Origin of the sequence: Psychrobacter celer, from assembly GCF_016107555.1 — a bacterium.
In the GTDB taxonomy this organism is placed as follows: Bacteria; Pseudomonadota; Gammaproteobacteria; order Pseudomonadales; family Moraxellaceae; genus Psychrobacter; species Psychrobacter celer.
The window spans coordinates 16,947-31,348 of the sequence record NZ_JABASU010000030.1 but is presented as its reverse complement, the minus strand read 5'-3'; the positions used below and the strand labels follow the sequence as shown (position 1 = coordinate 31,348).

The following is a 14,402-nucleotide window of genomic DNA, read 5'->3' as shown; positions in this document are numbered from 1 at the left end:
GGGCTTGGCCGTCTTTAGTAGGAATCCCCTCCGTTTAGGGAGGGGAGGAAGTCAAACTGTAAATGGCATGGCCGCGACCATATGAATGCTATTCTTCTTCTATGGTTTGGTTTTCTATAGTTTGGTTTTCTATGGTTTGTTCTGCTTTGGGCGTTGTCTTGGCCACATTGCCTCTAGGCGTCAGTAGTTGCTGCTCGCTTACATCATTGGCGTGGCGACAATCCATCTGAGGCCTTATCACATCGCGCAAGTAGGCGGCTACTTCATACACTGCACGCCGTGAGTGCGTTAAATTCTGCGCAGGTTTGTGCCAGTCGCGTCTTACCGGCAAAGGGGCGATCAGTGGGGTGCTATTGATACCATTTAGGGCAAATTGTCTGCGCGCACGCGCCATATGATAGCTATCGGTAATCAGATACACGTGATGCAGCGGGATACGCTTGGCGGTAAAGCGCGCGTTTTCGCAGGTGTTCATGCTGGCATTTTCACTGATCAGGCCGTCAATACCATGCTCGATGAGCCATTGACCAAGCCAAGGCGCTTCAGCCCCGCTTAACACAATAGGTAAGGGTAAGTCATGATAGGCCGTTGCAGCCGTTCGGGCGCGATTGAGGCTGTAGCTGTTGAGAATGATTTGATTGTTATGATCATTGGTCAAGCCGCCCCCCAATACCACATAAGCGGTCGGTGGTGAGCTCATGGCAGCTGATGGCATGTTTGGTAGCGGTAATAAGGAGAGGATATAGACGACGGCTTGAGAAAACAAAGGGGTAAATAAGCTAATCAGTAGCAAAATGATGGACGTGGTGCCCAATAAAAAAGTGATATTAATAATACGAAGCAGCTTTAGCAAACGCTCAGCCATGCGCAGATAATGCCGCCATAAGCGTATCGACCATGATGGTTTAGGCCGCATGCTCATCGTACCCAATCGAGCCATCAGCGTTTATCCATACTGGCTCACGTGATAAACGTATGGCAAATTTTTCGTATACCACTTGGGCAATATGGTGCTGCGCGGTGGCCACATCATTTTGCGTCGCCTGATAAGGCTGGTGGTTGGTCAACACAAGGGCTTGCTGCTGATGCGTCATGATGGGTGCAATGCCGCCGCCTTTGAGTCCTGCTTGCTCGATTAACCAGCCAGCCGCAACTTTTATCATCGCATCTGGCATGGGGTAGCCGACAATGTCAGGATAGGTGGTTTGCAGCGCTGTAAACTGCGCTTGAGGAATAATAGGGTTTTGGAAAAAACTGCCACAGTTGGGTAGCTGTTTTGGGTCGGGCAGTTTTTGCTGGCGAATATCGATGATCGCTTGCATCACATGCGCTGGGGTGAGGTGCTGATACCCTTTCGCATCGGCATAACGCTGCGCTACTGTCTGTACATCGCCATAGCTGGCCTTTACTTGGGTTTCATGAAGATGCAAGCGAAAGGCCACCCGGCTGATGAGCCAAGTATTGGGCGTGCGCTTAAAGATGCTGTCGCGATAGCCAAATTGACACTGTGCCGCTGACAGCTGCTGCCATGTTTGAGTAGGCAGATGATAGGCGCGGATATATAGTAAATGGTCTTCGAGCTGTACGCCGTAAGCACCGATGTTTTGTACAGGAGCCGCCCCTGTTAGACCAGGAATCAAGGCTAGGTTTTCAAGACCGTACCAGCCTTGATAAACGGTATAAGTCACCAGGTCATGCCAGTTCTCGCCTGCCATGACCTCGATATCGATATAACTGTCTGTTTGCGCGACCACGTTGATACCGCGCATCATGGGCTGCAAGACAACGGCATCTAGCTTGGCAGGCAGTAACACGTTACTGCCACCTGAGAGGATTAAGAGAGGGCGCTCTTTAATGGCCGCCGTTTTATCTACCATCAACGCGTCAATCTGCACTTCGTCATGCAAGGTGATGACTGTGTCAGCGCTACAGGCTAAGGCCATGGTGTTATGATGGGACAAATCGACGGCATGACGCAGTAGGGCGTCTGCTGGCGAGTGAGTCTGAGTCGCTAAGTGAGCATTTCGCTCAAGACGTGAAACTAAGGTCATAACGTAGCCTATATGGCAGATAAAGAACAAATAATACGGGAGTTATTATAAAGGATACCATTCATAAAAGTAGCAAAAATATGGACCTTATCGCTAGCATGTTTTCCAGCTTTCAATCCAAGCTTGTGCACTTGATTCAATGCGTTTTATGACTTCCTCAAAGTCCTCAGCATCGCCATGATAAGGATCTGGCACATCATCGCCGCCGTAAGTGGGGTCTTCTTCACTAAACAAAGCCAGCTTGGCTAGAGTGTCTATAGGGTCTGTCAGGCTATCTTTGATGGCTTGCAAATCCGCCAGGTTTTGGCTATCCATGGCCAGTATCAAATCAAACTGACGAAAGTCGTCAGCGCTGACTTGGCGAGCCACCAGTTTGCCGATGTTATAGCCGTGAGATTTGGCATGGCGCTGCGAGCGTTCATCTGGCGCATGACCGATATGCCAGTCGCCCGTGCCTGCTGAGTCTATCTTGATATCTAGACCAGCTATAGCAGCCTGTTGACGAAAAATCTCTTCGGCCGTGGGCGATCGACAGATATTTCCCAAGCAAACCAATAACACAGAAGATGGGGTACAGGCTTTTATCAGCATACTATGACCTTTTATAACAAAAAAAACATGCCATTAAGACCAGCATAGGGGATGCGGCTTATTAGCATGTCAGTGATTAAATAGTCCCTAGCCTAACGGTTAATACATGAAATGGCAAGGGCGAAGAACACGGTGGCATTTGTGACATTCACAGCACGTTTACCAAGAATACCTAGAGTAGGTAGTCCTTGATGTTTCGGGTTTCGATCATGAGTGTTGTTTGTTTTTAAAGCGCTGCAAATCACGACGCTCTTTTTTGTTGGGTTTATTATCAGGACGGGCAAGGTTGGCAAGCTTATGCTGCTCGGCATAGTATGCTCGGCGTTTTTCGCTCTCCTCGGTCTCTGAATATAGCATCTGTGCCGTCGAGGCGTTTCCGCGCTGAGCACTTAGCGCCTCGACGATGACGGTTTTTTCGGTCATGGCAGTGGCCGAGCCTTGACGAATCTGCAACTCGTCACCGACGGCAATCTCTTTACTGGTCTTTACACGGCTGCCAGCATAATGCACACGCCCGCTCTCAATCGCTTCTTTGGCGAGCGTGCGTGTACGATAAAAGCGCGCCGCCCATAGCCATTTATCGATACGCATGCGTGCTATATCTGACTGGCTATGACTTGGTTGATTATGGTTTTTATTGTGTTTACTCATCAAAACCTCATAGATATCAATAAACTATGATCATAAATGGTGCTTTTTTTATAAATTAAAAGAGCAACTTAGTCTGAGGGTGCAATCGATAACGTCCTAATTGGTCAATCTAATAAAGGATACCATCAGCAGATCATAGCACAGTACAGGATAAAAAACGGCTCGTCTTAATAAAGACAAGCCGTTGAGAGTTATACTGTGCCATAAAGTATTGGTCGTCTAAGCTATGTAAACAATGGTGATTGACACATTCTGCTTATTTTAAAAACAACTGATAGGCGATATTATCATTAATCATAGTGCACTCGTAGCCGATATCTAGCAGGGCGTCTTGCAGTTGACGCGAGTTGCTCATCGAGGCTTGTAGGCCAACCAACACGCGACCCTCAGCGGCGCCATGATTGCGATAATGGAACAAGGTGATATTAAAATCATCGCCAAGCTTTTCTAAGAAAGTCAGCAATGCGCCAGGACGCTCGGGAAATACCACTTTTAGTAGCTGCTCGTTTTCGACATGAGCATGGCCACCGATAAGATGGCGGATGTGTGATTTAGCGATGTCATCGTCGGTCAAATCGTGAGCGGTATAGCCATCATCTGCCAGCTGTTTACTGATGGTGTGTCGCTCTTTTTCGCCTTCTTTTAGCGCGATACCGACGAAAATTGAGGCAGGCTCCATCGAGTCTGGTGATTTTTGACTATCGGCGCGGTAGTTAAACTCAGTAATGTTACGTCCGTGCAAACTACGGCAGAAGTTTAAGAAAGCGCCAGTCTGCTCAGGAATGGTCACACCAAAGATGGCTTCTTTTTTCTCACCGATTTCGGTGCGCTCAGCGATATAACGCAGGCGGTCAAAGTTCATGTTAGCGCCGCAGATGATGCCGACGCAGTTTTTGCCTTGCAAATCATGCGCTTTGATGTATTTTTTCATACCAGCGACCGACAGAGCACCGGCTGGCTCAACGATACTGCGGTTTTCTTCAAAGACATCTTTGACCGCTGCGCAGACTTCATCGTTAGTACAAGTCACGACTTCTGGCTCGACGATAGGCCCAGAGCCATCGCTTTTTTGTGTGCGTACCACCTCAAAAGGCAGCTCACCGATTTGCGCCACCGCTACGCCATCGACAAACAGACCAACTTGCTCAAGCTTAACGCGCTCATTGGCTTCTAAAGCAGCTTTGAGTGATGCCGATTGTTCCGCTTCTACAGCGATGACTTTGACGTGCGGTGCGACCTCGCCCAAAAACGCGGCGACTCCTGAGATGAGGCCGCCACCGCCAACGGCGACAAACACATAATCCATGTTGCGCCACTGCTGCGTGAGCTCAAGCCCGATGGTGCCTTGACCAGCAATCACCAGCTCATCATCATAAGGCGGGATAAAGGTCAGGCCCTCAGTCTTGGCGCGGTTGATCGCATAGCGGTTGGCCTCGTCGAAGCTGTCGCCGTGCAGATCGACATTGCCACCAAGTGCTCTCACCGCATCGACTTTAATGTCTGGCGTAGTGGTGGGCATGACAATGATGTTGTTAAGATTAAGTGTTTTCGCAGAGTAAGCAACCCCTTGCGCATGGTTGCCTGCTGATGCACAAATCACGCCGCGCGCTTTTTGCTCATCGGACAGCTGGCTAATGCGATTATAAGCGCCGCGCAATTTAAAGGATTTGACAGGCTGCAGGTCTTCGCGCTTAAAGCGAATATCATTAGCAAAACGTTGGGTCAGCTTGGGAGCTGCTTCTAGTGGCGTTTGAATAGCAACGTCATAGACGGTGGCTTGCAAGATGGCTCGTACCCAGTGTGATAGCATAATGACCCCTAAAAATTGTCGATAAAAATTGTCGATAAAAAGTATAGATAACAATAAAAACGAAATAGATTAGCCTATGCTGATTTTACCTATCTTGCAAGACACAATTGCAGTTTTGTGGTGATTTCATACTGAGCTGGGCAGGAGTGAGTGTTTGGCGGTTAAAAGGTAGTCAGCTTGTTTGGGTATCTGATAGAACAGGGCGGTAATCTGACTGGGTATAAACGAAACTTATTGCATTATTCTGATATGTCTGTATTATTGGACATATGGAAATAACTAACGCTATCGCAAGCTTTGCCGCACTGTCTCAAGACACGCGTCTAAAAGCCTTTAAACTACTGGTCAGTCAAGAGCCTGACGGCCTACCTGCAGGTGAAATAGCCCGTCAGCTATGTGTGCCGCATAACACCATGTCCGCGCATTTAGCCGTGCTGGCGCGAGCAGGGTGGGTAGTGTCAAAACGCCAAAGTCGGCAAATTATCTATCGCGCGTCGTTGTCGCATATGGAGGCGGTCGTGCAGTTTTTATTGCAGGACTGCTGCGCAGGACATCCAGAGCTGTGTGCTTCGCTCATAGATAGCTTAAGCGGCTGTGAGGCTGCTAAATCTGATAAAAAAGACAGTCTGTAAAGCACACCCTAATAACTAGATTCAAAAAATAGGTGAAATCGCTATGAAACCCTTGATTTTTCACAACCCCAACTGCGGTACTTCTCGCAATACCCTTGCCATCATAAAGGCATCAGGTGAGCAGCCAGAAGTGGTGGAGTATCTAAAAAACCCGCCGACTCGTGACGAGTTGGTTGACCTATTGGCAAAGATGGATATCTCGCCAAGAGAGCTGTTACGTAGCAAAGAAGCCGTCAATGATGAGCTGGGCTTAGACAATCCTGAGCTGTCTGATGACCATATTATCGATGCAATGATTGCCCATCCTATCTTAATCAATCGTCCTATCGTGGTCACGGATAAGGGCGCAGCGTTATGCCGACCATCAGAGCGGGTGTTTGAATTGTTAGAAAATCCAGTGAGCAGCTTTACTAAAGAAGACGGCGAGACGATTTATCATGATAACAGCCAATAAAAATCAGCCTCACGCAGAGGATTCATTGAAGCTAGATGACTTGCCCAATATTGATGCTAGTCAATTACAACCGATAGATGTTGAGTCGCTGATTGCGCCAAATGACCCACGTCATCCGCCAAAGATACTGGTGCTATACGGGTCGTTACGTGAGCGCTCATTTTCTAGGCTAGCGGCAGAGGAAGCAAGTCGGCTGCTGCGTTGGTATGGCTGTGAGGTGCGGATGTTTAATCCATCGGGGTTGCCGCTGCCTGATGACGCTGATAGCGATCATCCAAAGGTGCAAGAGTTGCGCGAGCTGGCGCAGTGGTCAGAGGGCATGCTGTGGGTGAGTCCAGAGCGTCATGGCAGTATCACCAGCATTATGAAAGCACAAATCGATTGGATACCACTCGCACTGGGCGGCGTACGTCCAACCCAAGGCAAAACCTTGGCAGTGATGCAAGTGAGCGGTGGCAGTCAAAGCTTTAATACCGTCAATCAGCTGCGCATTCTGGGGCGCTGGATGCGCATGATTACTATCCCCAATCAATCGTCTATTCCTAAGGCCTTTTTAGAATTTAATGATGACAATCGCATGGATATGTCGCCTTTGTATCTGCGCCTTGTCGATGTCTGTGAAGAGCTGGTAAAGTTTACATGGCTGACTCGTGGACGCTCGGCTTATCTGACTGATCGCTATTCTGAACGGGTAGAAAGTGCCGAAGCAGTGTCGCAGCGTGTCAATCAAAAGTCGCTGTAATATCTCCTAGTTATAATCAACACGGTGTAAATAAGGTTGCTCCATGCTTGCATTCATTATCTTTATCGTGACGTTGGTGTTGGTGATATGGCAGCCTAAAGGCTTGGGCATTGGTTGGAGCGCGCTAGGCGGAGCCTTGGTCGCCTTGGCTTTTGGCGTGGTGCAATTATCCGATGTCGGTATTGTATGGGACATCGTTTGGGATGCGACTTTTACCTTCGTGGCGCTAATTATCATCTCGCTTATCTTAGACAGAGCGGGATTTTTTGGTTGGGCGGCGCTCCATGTGGCGAGACTGGGCAATGGGCAAGGGCGGTTGTTGTTTCCCATGATTGTGATATTGGGCGCGTTTATCTCCGCGTTTTTTGCCAATGATGGCGCTGCATTACTTCTAACACCGATTGTCATCGCTATCTTGCTCCGGCTTAAGTTTTCACCGCCATCGGCATTGGCTTTTATCATAGCGACGGGCTTTATCGCTGATACCGCAAGTTTGCCGTTAGTGACTTCTAATCTGGTTAATATCGTCAGCGCCAATTATTTTGATATCGGCTTTGGACGTTATGCGGCGGTCATGGTGCCAGTCAATATTGTCTCTGTCATCGCGACATTAGCAGTGCTGTGGGTAGTCTATGCGCGCCAAATTCCAACACACTATTCTATTGCCAATCTTAGCGCACCTGCATCCGCTATCGAAGATCCGCTGGTGTTTAAAGCCGCCTTTCCGCTACTTGCTTTGTTATTGGTTGCTTATTTTGCGACTGAGTCATTAGGTATTCCTATCTCCTTCGTGACTGTCGTTGCTGCGCTGGTGCTGATAGCAATTGCAGGCCGCTGGTGGCAGGGCGGGCGAGATGCGGTTGTTTCTGTATCTGACGTCGTACGTAAAGCGCCTTGGCAAATCGTCTTGTTTTCAATCGGTATGTACTTGGTGGTTTATGGCTTGGGTAACGCAGGGCTGACGGCTTATGGTGCTCAAATACTCAACTGGTTAGGGCAGCAAGGCAATATCATCGCCACAGTAGGCACGGGATTTCTTTCAGCGATTGTGGCCTCTATTATGAATAACATGCCTTCTACCTTGGTAGGTGCACTAGCTATCGATAGCGCGCAAGTACCCACAGCGACTCGCGAGCTGATGATTTATGCCAATGTGATTGGCAATGATCTGGGGCCGAAGTTTACGCCCATTGGTAGCCTTGCGACCTTGTTATGGCTGCATGTCTTAGCAGAAAAGGACTATAAAATCAGCTGGGGGCAGTATATGAAAATCGGGCTGCTTATTACGCCGCCAGTATTATTAGCCACGCTGTTAGCGTTAGTGTTTTGGTTGCCTCATGTCTCTGGGGTTTAAAAGGCATTTATATGGGTTATCAATTCCGGGTGGAAGACCTCATTATTAGAATTGGTTTTACGCTGACATATCTAACAAGCATCAGTTATAATATGAGCGCCTTTTAACTTTCTAACTTTTAAGACAATACGTTTATTCTGTCAAGGATTTATGATGAGTGATCAGCAAGCACAAAAGCAAGCCGCAGCCAAAGCTGCTCTAAGTTATATCGAAGATGACATGATACTTGGCGTAGGGACAGGTAGTACGGTGAACTGCCTGATTGAGCTATTGCCGCAGGTCAAGCTTGCTGGTGCTGTTGCCAGCTCACAGGTGACAGAAGACAAATTGCGTGCTTTGGGTATCGAGATTGTCGATCTAAACTTTGCCGGCCAGCTTGATGTCTATATCGATGGTGCTGATGAGGTTAATGCCCATCTGCAACTCATCAAAGGCGGCGGCGGCGCGCTGACGCGTGAAAAAATTGTCGCTGCAGCGTCTAATAAATTCGTCTGTATGGTCGATGAGAGCAAACGCGTCGATATACTAGGCCGATCGTTTCCTGTACCGATCGAAGTCTTGCCGCAAGCGCGCTCCTATGTGGCGCGTCAGCTAGCACAAATGGGCGGTGAGCCAGTCTACCGTGAGGACTTTGTCACTGATTATGGCAATGTTATTCTCGACACTTATGACTTAGATGTCAGCAATCCTATAGCGCTTGAAAAAGAGCTAAATAATATCGTTGGGGTCGTATGTAATGGCATCTTTGCCGCCAATCAAGCCGATGTTTTACTAAAGGCGAGTAGTAGTGGGGTTGAAACGATAACGCGTTAATAGGCGTCATTATTTATCGTTAAACTTTTGAAGCTAGAACTTAAAACTAAGAAAAGGCAGACTACTATAAGTAATCTGCCTTTTTGCTATCTGTTTTAAAAAAGATTTGCTTTTAAACAAATTGATTGTCCATCAGTTAAACCGATAGTTTAATCTTATCCTTGAGCAAAAACTCCATCAGGGCCTTTTGCGCATGTAAGCGGTTTTCCGCTTCGTCCCAGACCACGGAGCGCGGATCATCAAGCATGTCGTGAGAGATTTCTTCGCCGCGGTGCGCAGGCAAGCAGTGCATAAACACCACGTCAGGGTCGGCTTTATCAAGCAGTGAGGGCGTCACTTGATAGGGTGCAAAGCGGCGCGCGCGTGTATTTTGCTCAGACTCTTGACCCATACTGGCCCAGACGTCGGTGACGATAAGGTGCGAGTCTTTTGCCGCATCTTGCACATCTTCGACTAGGCTGACGCAATGCGAGAAACGCTCCATCAGCTTAGGATCGGGCTCAAAGCCGTAAGGCGCGGCCACGCGTAGCTCAAAGCCGAACTGACTCGCCGCTTGCATGTAGGAGGCGCACATATTGTTGCCATCGCCAACCCAAGTGACGATTTTATTTTTGATACTACCGCGATGCTCATAGAAAGTTTGCATGTCGGCGAGCAATTGGCAAGGGTGGAATTCATCGGTCAGCGCATTGATAATCGGCACACTAGAGTACTCAGCAAAAGTCTCGACTTTTTCGTGACCAAAGGTACGAATCATGATGATATCGACCATGCTTGAGATGACGCGTGCAGAGTCCTCTAGCGGCTCACCGCGGCCAAGCTGGGTATCATTGGGTGATAAAAAGATGGCGCTACCGCCAAATTGCCCCATGCCGGTCTCAAACGAGATACGCGTACGAGTAGAGGATTTTTCAAAAATCATGCCAAGCGTACGGCCAACAAAAGGCTGATAGACCTCGCCTGCATGTTGCATCTTACGTAATTCGCTTGCGCGTTTGATAAGGGTTTCTAGTTCTTGTTGGGTTAAATCAGATAAAGTCAAAAAATGGCGCAAACTCATAGTAGTCCTAGCAGTCGATCGCAGTCAGTGAAACGTTATCAGTCTTGTGCAGCAGCGCTCAACGCGCACACTGGGGTGACAACAAACTTTTAGTATAGCGCAATTAGGCCCAATGTAAACGGCCAATTTTCTCAAGTCAGCACCCTTTCATATGGCTGCGGTATTACTTGCTATAGAGGCTCGATGCCATCTGTGCGTGTAGACTGGCTAATGACATAAAACCCTTTACCAGTCAGGATGCCAAACCTGTCAGTGATTCAAGTTTAGGTATTTAGTGAGCGGCTATACGGGCTGGGCGCGTGCTCAGGCGACATAATAGCTCATAGCTGATCGTCCCAGCGTGGCTTGCGACTTCATCGACGTGCGGCGCCTCACCCCATAAGATGACTTTGCTGTTTAAGGCGGTGCCTGCTGGCATCGTGCTGGCATCGATAACGATCATATCCATGGCCACGCGTCCAAGCACGGCACAGCGATAGCGCTGCTGATCTGCGGCATTGATGACGGTCACATAAGCGTCACTGCTGATGACGCGAGGGTAGCCGTCACCGTAGCCGATACTGACGAGGGCGGTTTTGGTATCGTGCGGTGCTGACCATAAGCTGCCATAGCCGATGGCATCATTGGCACTGACTGTCTGCAAGGCGATGATTTGGGCGCAAAGCTCCATTGCAGGCTGCAAGTCTAACGTAGCTGCACTTTGGTCGACGACCGGTGAGCTACCATATAAAATAATACCAGGGCGTACCCAGTCATGATGATGCTCTGCAAAATTGACGATACCTGCTGAGTTACACAACGAGCCTTTTACTTCATCGCTGACGGTGTCTTTTAAGGTTTGCAGCATGTCGTTAAAGCGCTGAATTTGTAGCGCATTTAGCGGGTGGCTGCTGTCATCGGCATTGGCAAAATGTGTGGTTAAAATCAGCTGATAGCCGCCTGCATGTAGCCGCGCCGCCGCATCGATAACGCCTTTGGCATCAAACCCTAAGCGATTCATACCGGTATTGTATTTTAGCCAAACCACGCGCGTGGCACTGCTGGCAGGTGGGATATTGTCTAGCGCCCACATCAGCTGCGGCTCATGATGAATCACGCAGCTGATATCTTGGGCAATGGCGGTCTGCCATTCATCAGCGGTAAAGGCGCCTTCAATGAGCCCAATGGTTTTATGCCAGCCCAATTGCCGCGCCTCTAGAGCCTCTGCCAAAGTAGCCACACCGATGCCGTCGGCTTGCTGCAGGGCGGGCAGTACCGCCGCCACGCCATGACCATAGGCATTGGACTTGACCATGGCGAGTACTTTAGCATTTGGGGCCAGTTTTTTTACTTGGTATAAGTTATGAGTGAGGGCTTTTGGTTTGATAGTAATGGTACGCATAATGGGCTTCTTTATTGGCAACGTGATTTGATAAATCAACTTGTTTTATGAGCAAATACATCGATTGACTTCCTCCCCTCCCTAAAGTGAGGGGATACCTACTAAAGACGGCCAAGCCCGACCGCGAGAATGTTTTTCGCTCCATTAACATCTCTGTTATGGGTCGTTTTACAAGAACGACAAAACCACTCTCTTATACCAAGACCTGATCTACCTTTCGGACTGTCTTGGCGAGAGCCGCAACACGAGCAGATTTGGGTGCTGTACGCTTCATTGACTTCGATATAGTGGCAACCTGCGTTCGCGCATTTGTAGTCCAGTTGCCGCTTAATCTCAAACCAACCAGCGTCATAGACGGATTTGGCCAGTTTGGATGAAGTGAATGATGTTGATTTGATTTTACCAACAACGATTAAGTTGTTGGCTTTAACAAGCTTTGATGTGAATTTATGGATCAAATCTTGGCGGGTGTTTTTAATCTTGGCGTGAATGGCTTTGACCCGCTTTTTGTTTTTAGCACGTTGGGCAATGGCCAGTTTTTCAGCATATTGATGGGTTAGCTTAGTGGTTAGAACATCGCCATTACTACTGACCGCTGAATCCTTACAGCCTAAATCAATACCAACTTGGCCAGTGCCACACTTAATCTTTGGAAACTCTTTGACGGTGATACAGGCGTACCAGTGACCACGATTGTCTTGTACCAACTCACAGGTGTTGATGCTGTACAGGGCTAAATTGTAGCTATCCCATACATCAATGATCAGCTTTTGACGGTTAGCTAAGCTAAATTGTAGGGTGCTTTTTAAAGACTTTTTACCACTTTGGCGCGTACTGATATGCTTAATCGCGGTCTTTTTAAAGGGAATCCAGCCCAAACTTCTTCTCTTGGCCTTTGGGTTGTTGGTGCGCCAGTTGAGTTTGGCTTTTTTAAACTGTTTACGGCTTTTGGCATGGGTTTCAGAGATGGCTTGTAGCGTTTGGCTGTGCAAGTTTAAATACTCGCCACTACCTTTGGTATAAGCGGCCAAGTCATAGGCTGAAAAGAATTTGCCTGTGCGCTGTAAATGTTTAAAACTTAGCTCATTGACGTAATTCCAGACAAAGTTAACCGACCCAGCCAAGATATTGAGCTGAGTGGCATGTTTGTCTTTGATGCGTAGCTTGAGCGTTTTCATGGAGTAATTATGATCTCAATGGGTTTGGGTATCAAGGGGTTCGCCATACTGGGCGACAATGGCTGATGCCTGATAAAAAGGGGGTGAAGCAATAAAGCCAATGCGATATCAATGACGCTGATATCGCACTGGCTAGGGTTTGTGATGATTTGTTTGGGTCTTATTCAATGCTCAATCGTGAGCGTTTGGGGTTATTCATCGTTTTCAAAACTGACACCTTGATAGTACTCAGGCGTTAGGTTAATAAAGCGGGTAAACTGGCCTTCAAAGCCCAAACGTACGGTACCAATGGGGCCGTTACGTTGTTTACCAATGATGATTTCGGCCACGCCTTTGAGGTCTGAGTTTTCATTATAAACCTCATCACGATAGATGAACATAATCAAATCGGCATCCTGCTCAATTGCCCCTGATTCACGCAAATCCGACATAATAGGGCGTTTGTTTGGGCGGTTTTCCAGACTACGGTTAAGCTGAGATAAAGCGATGACCGGACACTCAAGCTCACGTGCGAGCGCCTTTAGACTACGAGAGATCTCAGAGATTTCGCCCACACGGTTACCATCGAGGCTAGGGACTTTCATCAGCTGTAGATAATCGACCACGATAGCGCCTAGCTTGCCATCATGGTTTTTGGCGATGCGCCGGCAGCGTGAGCGCATCTCAGAGGGCGGTAGCGCCGTGCTGTCATCGATGTACAGATGCTTGGATTGTAGATGCTGAATGGCGTTCATCATTTTTGCCCATTCGTCTTCATTCATCTGGCCTGAGCGCAGGTGCGTTTGGTTGATCGCCCCCCAAGAGGATAGCAGACGCATGACGATAGACTCAGCGGGCATCTCCATAGAAAACACCACCACTGGCAGGTCTTCATTAAACAATACACCTTCTGCCAAGTTCATGGCAAAGGTGGTTTTACCCATAGATGGACGGGCGGCGACGATGATTAAGTCGCCAGATTGTAAGCCTTGCGTTTTATTGTTCAATTCTGCAAAGGGCGTTTGTAAGCCAATCATGCCATCGGGGTTGGATTTTAGCTCTTGAATTTGGTCGATGACATTGGTCAGCACCGAGGTAATACCGACAGGGCCTCGCTGCTCGGCGCGTTTATTATGCTGCTCATTGATGCTAAATATCTTACTCTCGACATTGTCTAAAATATCACTGACCGTTTGGTCTTTTGGATTATATGCCAGTGCCAGCATATCGTTACCAGTGGTAATCAGCTGGCGTAAGGTAGAGAGCTCACGCACGCGCTGCGCATAGGCGGTGAGGTTAAACAAGGTCGCTGGGCTTTGACTCAAAATATCTGCCAAATAGCTGTCGCCGCCTGCACTTTTTAGGAGTTTTTGTGCCTCTAGCCAGTCATGGACCATCACAGTGTCATAAGGCTCGCCAACGGCAGCTAAATGGGCAATCGCATCAAAAATGTATTGATGTCGACCCGCATAAAAGTCGTCTTTGGTGACGATATCGGCAATCTTGTCGTACGCCTCTTCAATACTCATCAAAGAGGCCAGTAGCGCCTTTTCGATATCGATATTATGCGGCGGTGTCTGATTGAGTAAGTCGTCGGATTTATCGTTGTCTGCCATGAGTGCCTAATGTGTCAAGAGTCGGTATAAATATGCTATAAAAAAGGTATGGATGGGTATGTGGTAAGGTTTTTATTTTAGTAATAGTGC

General features: G+C 48.1%; 14 protein-coding genes. 5 read left to right on the top strand and 9 right to left on the bottom strand.

Going from position 1 to position 14,402, the window contains the following annotated elements; all coding sequences use genetic code 11:
- Positions 1-88 precede the first annotated feature (88 nt).
- From JFC05_RS11565 to ilvA, 5 genes are all read right to left on the bottom strand, one after another.
- Positions 89-922, bottom strand: a complete 834-nt coding sequence (locus JFC05_RS11565) for a YdcF family protein (RefSeq protein WP_226940983.1) — start codon at positions 920-922, stop codon at positions 89-91.
- Positions 906-2,051 carry a UDP-N-acetylmuramate dehydrogenase gene (murB, locus tag JFC05_RS11560; RefSeq protein ID WP_198336980.1) on the bottom strand — a complete coding sequence of 382 codons (1,146 nt, stop codon included), beginning with the start codon at positions 2,049-2,051 and terminating at the stop codon, positions 906-908. Before murB ends, JFC05_RS11565 begins: the two co-directional genes overlap by 17 nt.
- A 93-nt stretch (positions 2,052-2,144) precedes the next feature.
- On the bottom strand, positions 2,145-2,642 hold the full coding sequence (locus tag JFC05_RS11555; RefSeq protein WP_192993994.1) for a low molecular weight protein-tyrosine-phosphatase: 498 nt from the start codon (positions 2,640-2,642) through the stop codon (positions 2,145-2,147).
- 207 nt (positions 2,643-2,849) lie between these two features.
- On the bottom strand, positions 2,850-3,293 hold the full coding sequence (locus JFC05_RS11550; protein ID WP_198336979.1) for an RNA-binding S4 domain-containing protein: 444 nt from the start codon (positions 3,291-3,293) through the stop codon (positions 2,850-2,852).
- A gap of 256 nt (positions 3,294-3,549) precedes the next feature.
- Positions 3,550-5,103 (bottom strand): threonine ammonia-lyase, biosynthetic, encoded by a 1,554-nt coding sequence (gene ilvA, locus JFC05_RS11545; RefSeq protein ID WP_198336978.1) that lies wholly within the window; start codon positions 5,101-5,103, stop codon positions 3,550-3,552.
- Positions 5,104-5,372: 269 nt separating this feature from the next.
- Between ilvA and JFC05_RS11540 the strand changes: the two genes are divergently transcribed.
- The 5 genes from JFC05_RS11540 to rpiA all read left to right on the top strand — a co-directional run bounded on the left by JFC05_RS11540 (position 5,373) and on the right by rpiA (position 9,098).
- Positions 5,373-5,735, top strand: coding sequence for an ArsR/SmtB family transcription factor (locus JFC05_RS11540; RefSeq protein ID WP_105245617.1), 363 nt, complete (start codon positions 5,373-5,375; stop codon positions 5,733-5,735).
- Between the two features lie 43 nt (positions 5,736-5,778).
- A complete protein-coding gene (gene arsC, locus JFC05_RS11535) occupies positions 5,779-6,189 on the top strand; it encodes an arsenate reductase (glutaredoxin) (protein WP_198336977.1) in 411 nt (136 codons plus the stop codon).
- Positions 6,173-6,931 (top strand): arsenical resistance protein ArsH, encoded by a 759-nt coding sequence (gene arsH / locus JFC05_RS11530; RefSeq protein WP_198336976.1) that lies wholly within the window; start codon positions 6,173-6,175, stop codon positions 6,929-6,931. Before arsC ends, arsH begins: the two co-directional genes overlap by 17 nt.
- A gap of 43 nt (positions 6,932-6,974) precedes the next feature.
- Positions 6,975-8,285: an arsenic transporter gene (locus tag JFC05_RS11525; protein ID WP_198336975.1), complete on the top strand. Its 1,311-nt coding sequence runs from the start codon at positions 6,975-6,977 to the stop codon at positions 8,283-8,285.
- A 153-nt stretch (positions 8,286-8,438) separates the two neighbouring features.
- A complete protein-coding gene (gene rpiA, locus JFC05_RS11520; RefSeq protein ID WP_192993984.1) occupies positions 8,439-9,098 on the top strand; it encodes a ribose-5-phosphate isomerase RpiA in 660 nt (219 codons plus the stop codon).
- 136 nt (positions 9,099-9,234) lie between these two features.
- Here rpiA and argF read toward each other — a convergent pair whose 3' ends face one another.
- The 4 genes from argF to dnaB all read right to left on the bottom strand — a co-directional run bounded on the left by argF (position 9,235) and on the right by dnaB (position 14,312).
- Complete coding sequence (argF, locus tag JFC05_RS11515) at positions 9,235-10,158, bottom strand: ornithine carbamoyltransferase (protein WP_192993982.1); 924 nt, start codon at positions 10,156-10,158, stop codon at positions 9,235-9,237.
- Between the two features lie 271 nt (positions 10,159-10,429).
- Positions 10,430-11,539 carry an alanine racemase gene (alr, locus tag JFC05_RS11510; protein WP_192993980.1) on the bottom strand — a complete coding sequence of 370 codons (1,110 nt, stop codon included), beginning with the start codon at positions 11,537-11,539 and terminating at the stop codon, positions 10,430-10,432.
- Between the two features lie 101 nt (positions 11,540-11,640).
- On the bottom strand, positions 11,641-12,717 hold the full coding sequence (locus JFC05_RS11505) for an RNA-guided endonuclease InsQ/TnpB family protein (RefSeq protein WP_198336974.1): 1,077 nt from the start codon (positions 12,715-12,717) through the stop codon (positions 11,641-11,643).
- A 191-nt stretch (positions 12,718-12,908) separates the two neighbouring features.
- Entirely contained in the window at positions 12,909-14,312 is a 1,404-nt protein-coding gene (gene dnaB, locus JFC05_RS11500; protein ID WP_075100921.1) for a replicative DNA helicase, read from the bottom strand.
- Positions 14,313-14,402: the final 90 nt, after the last annotated feature.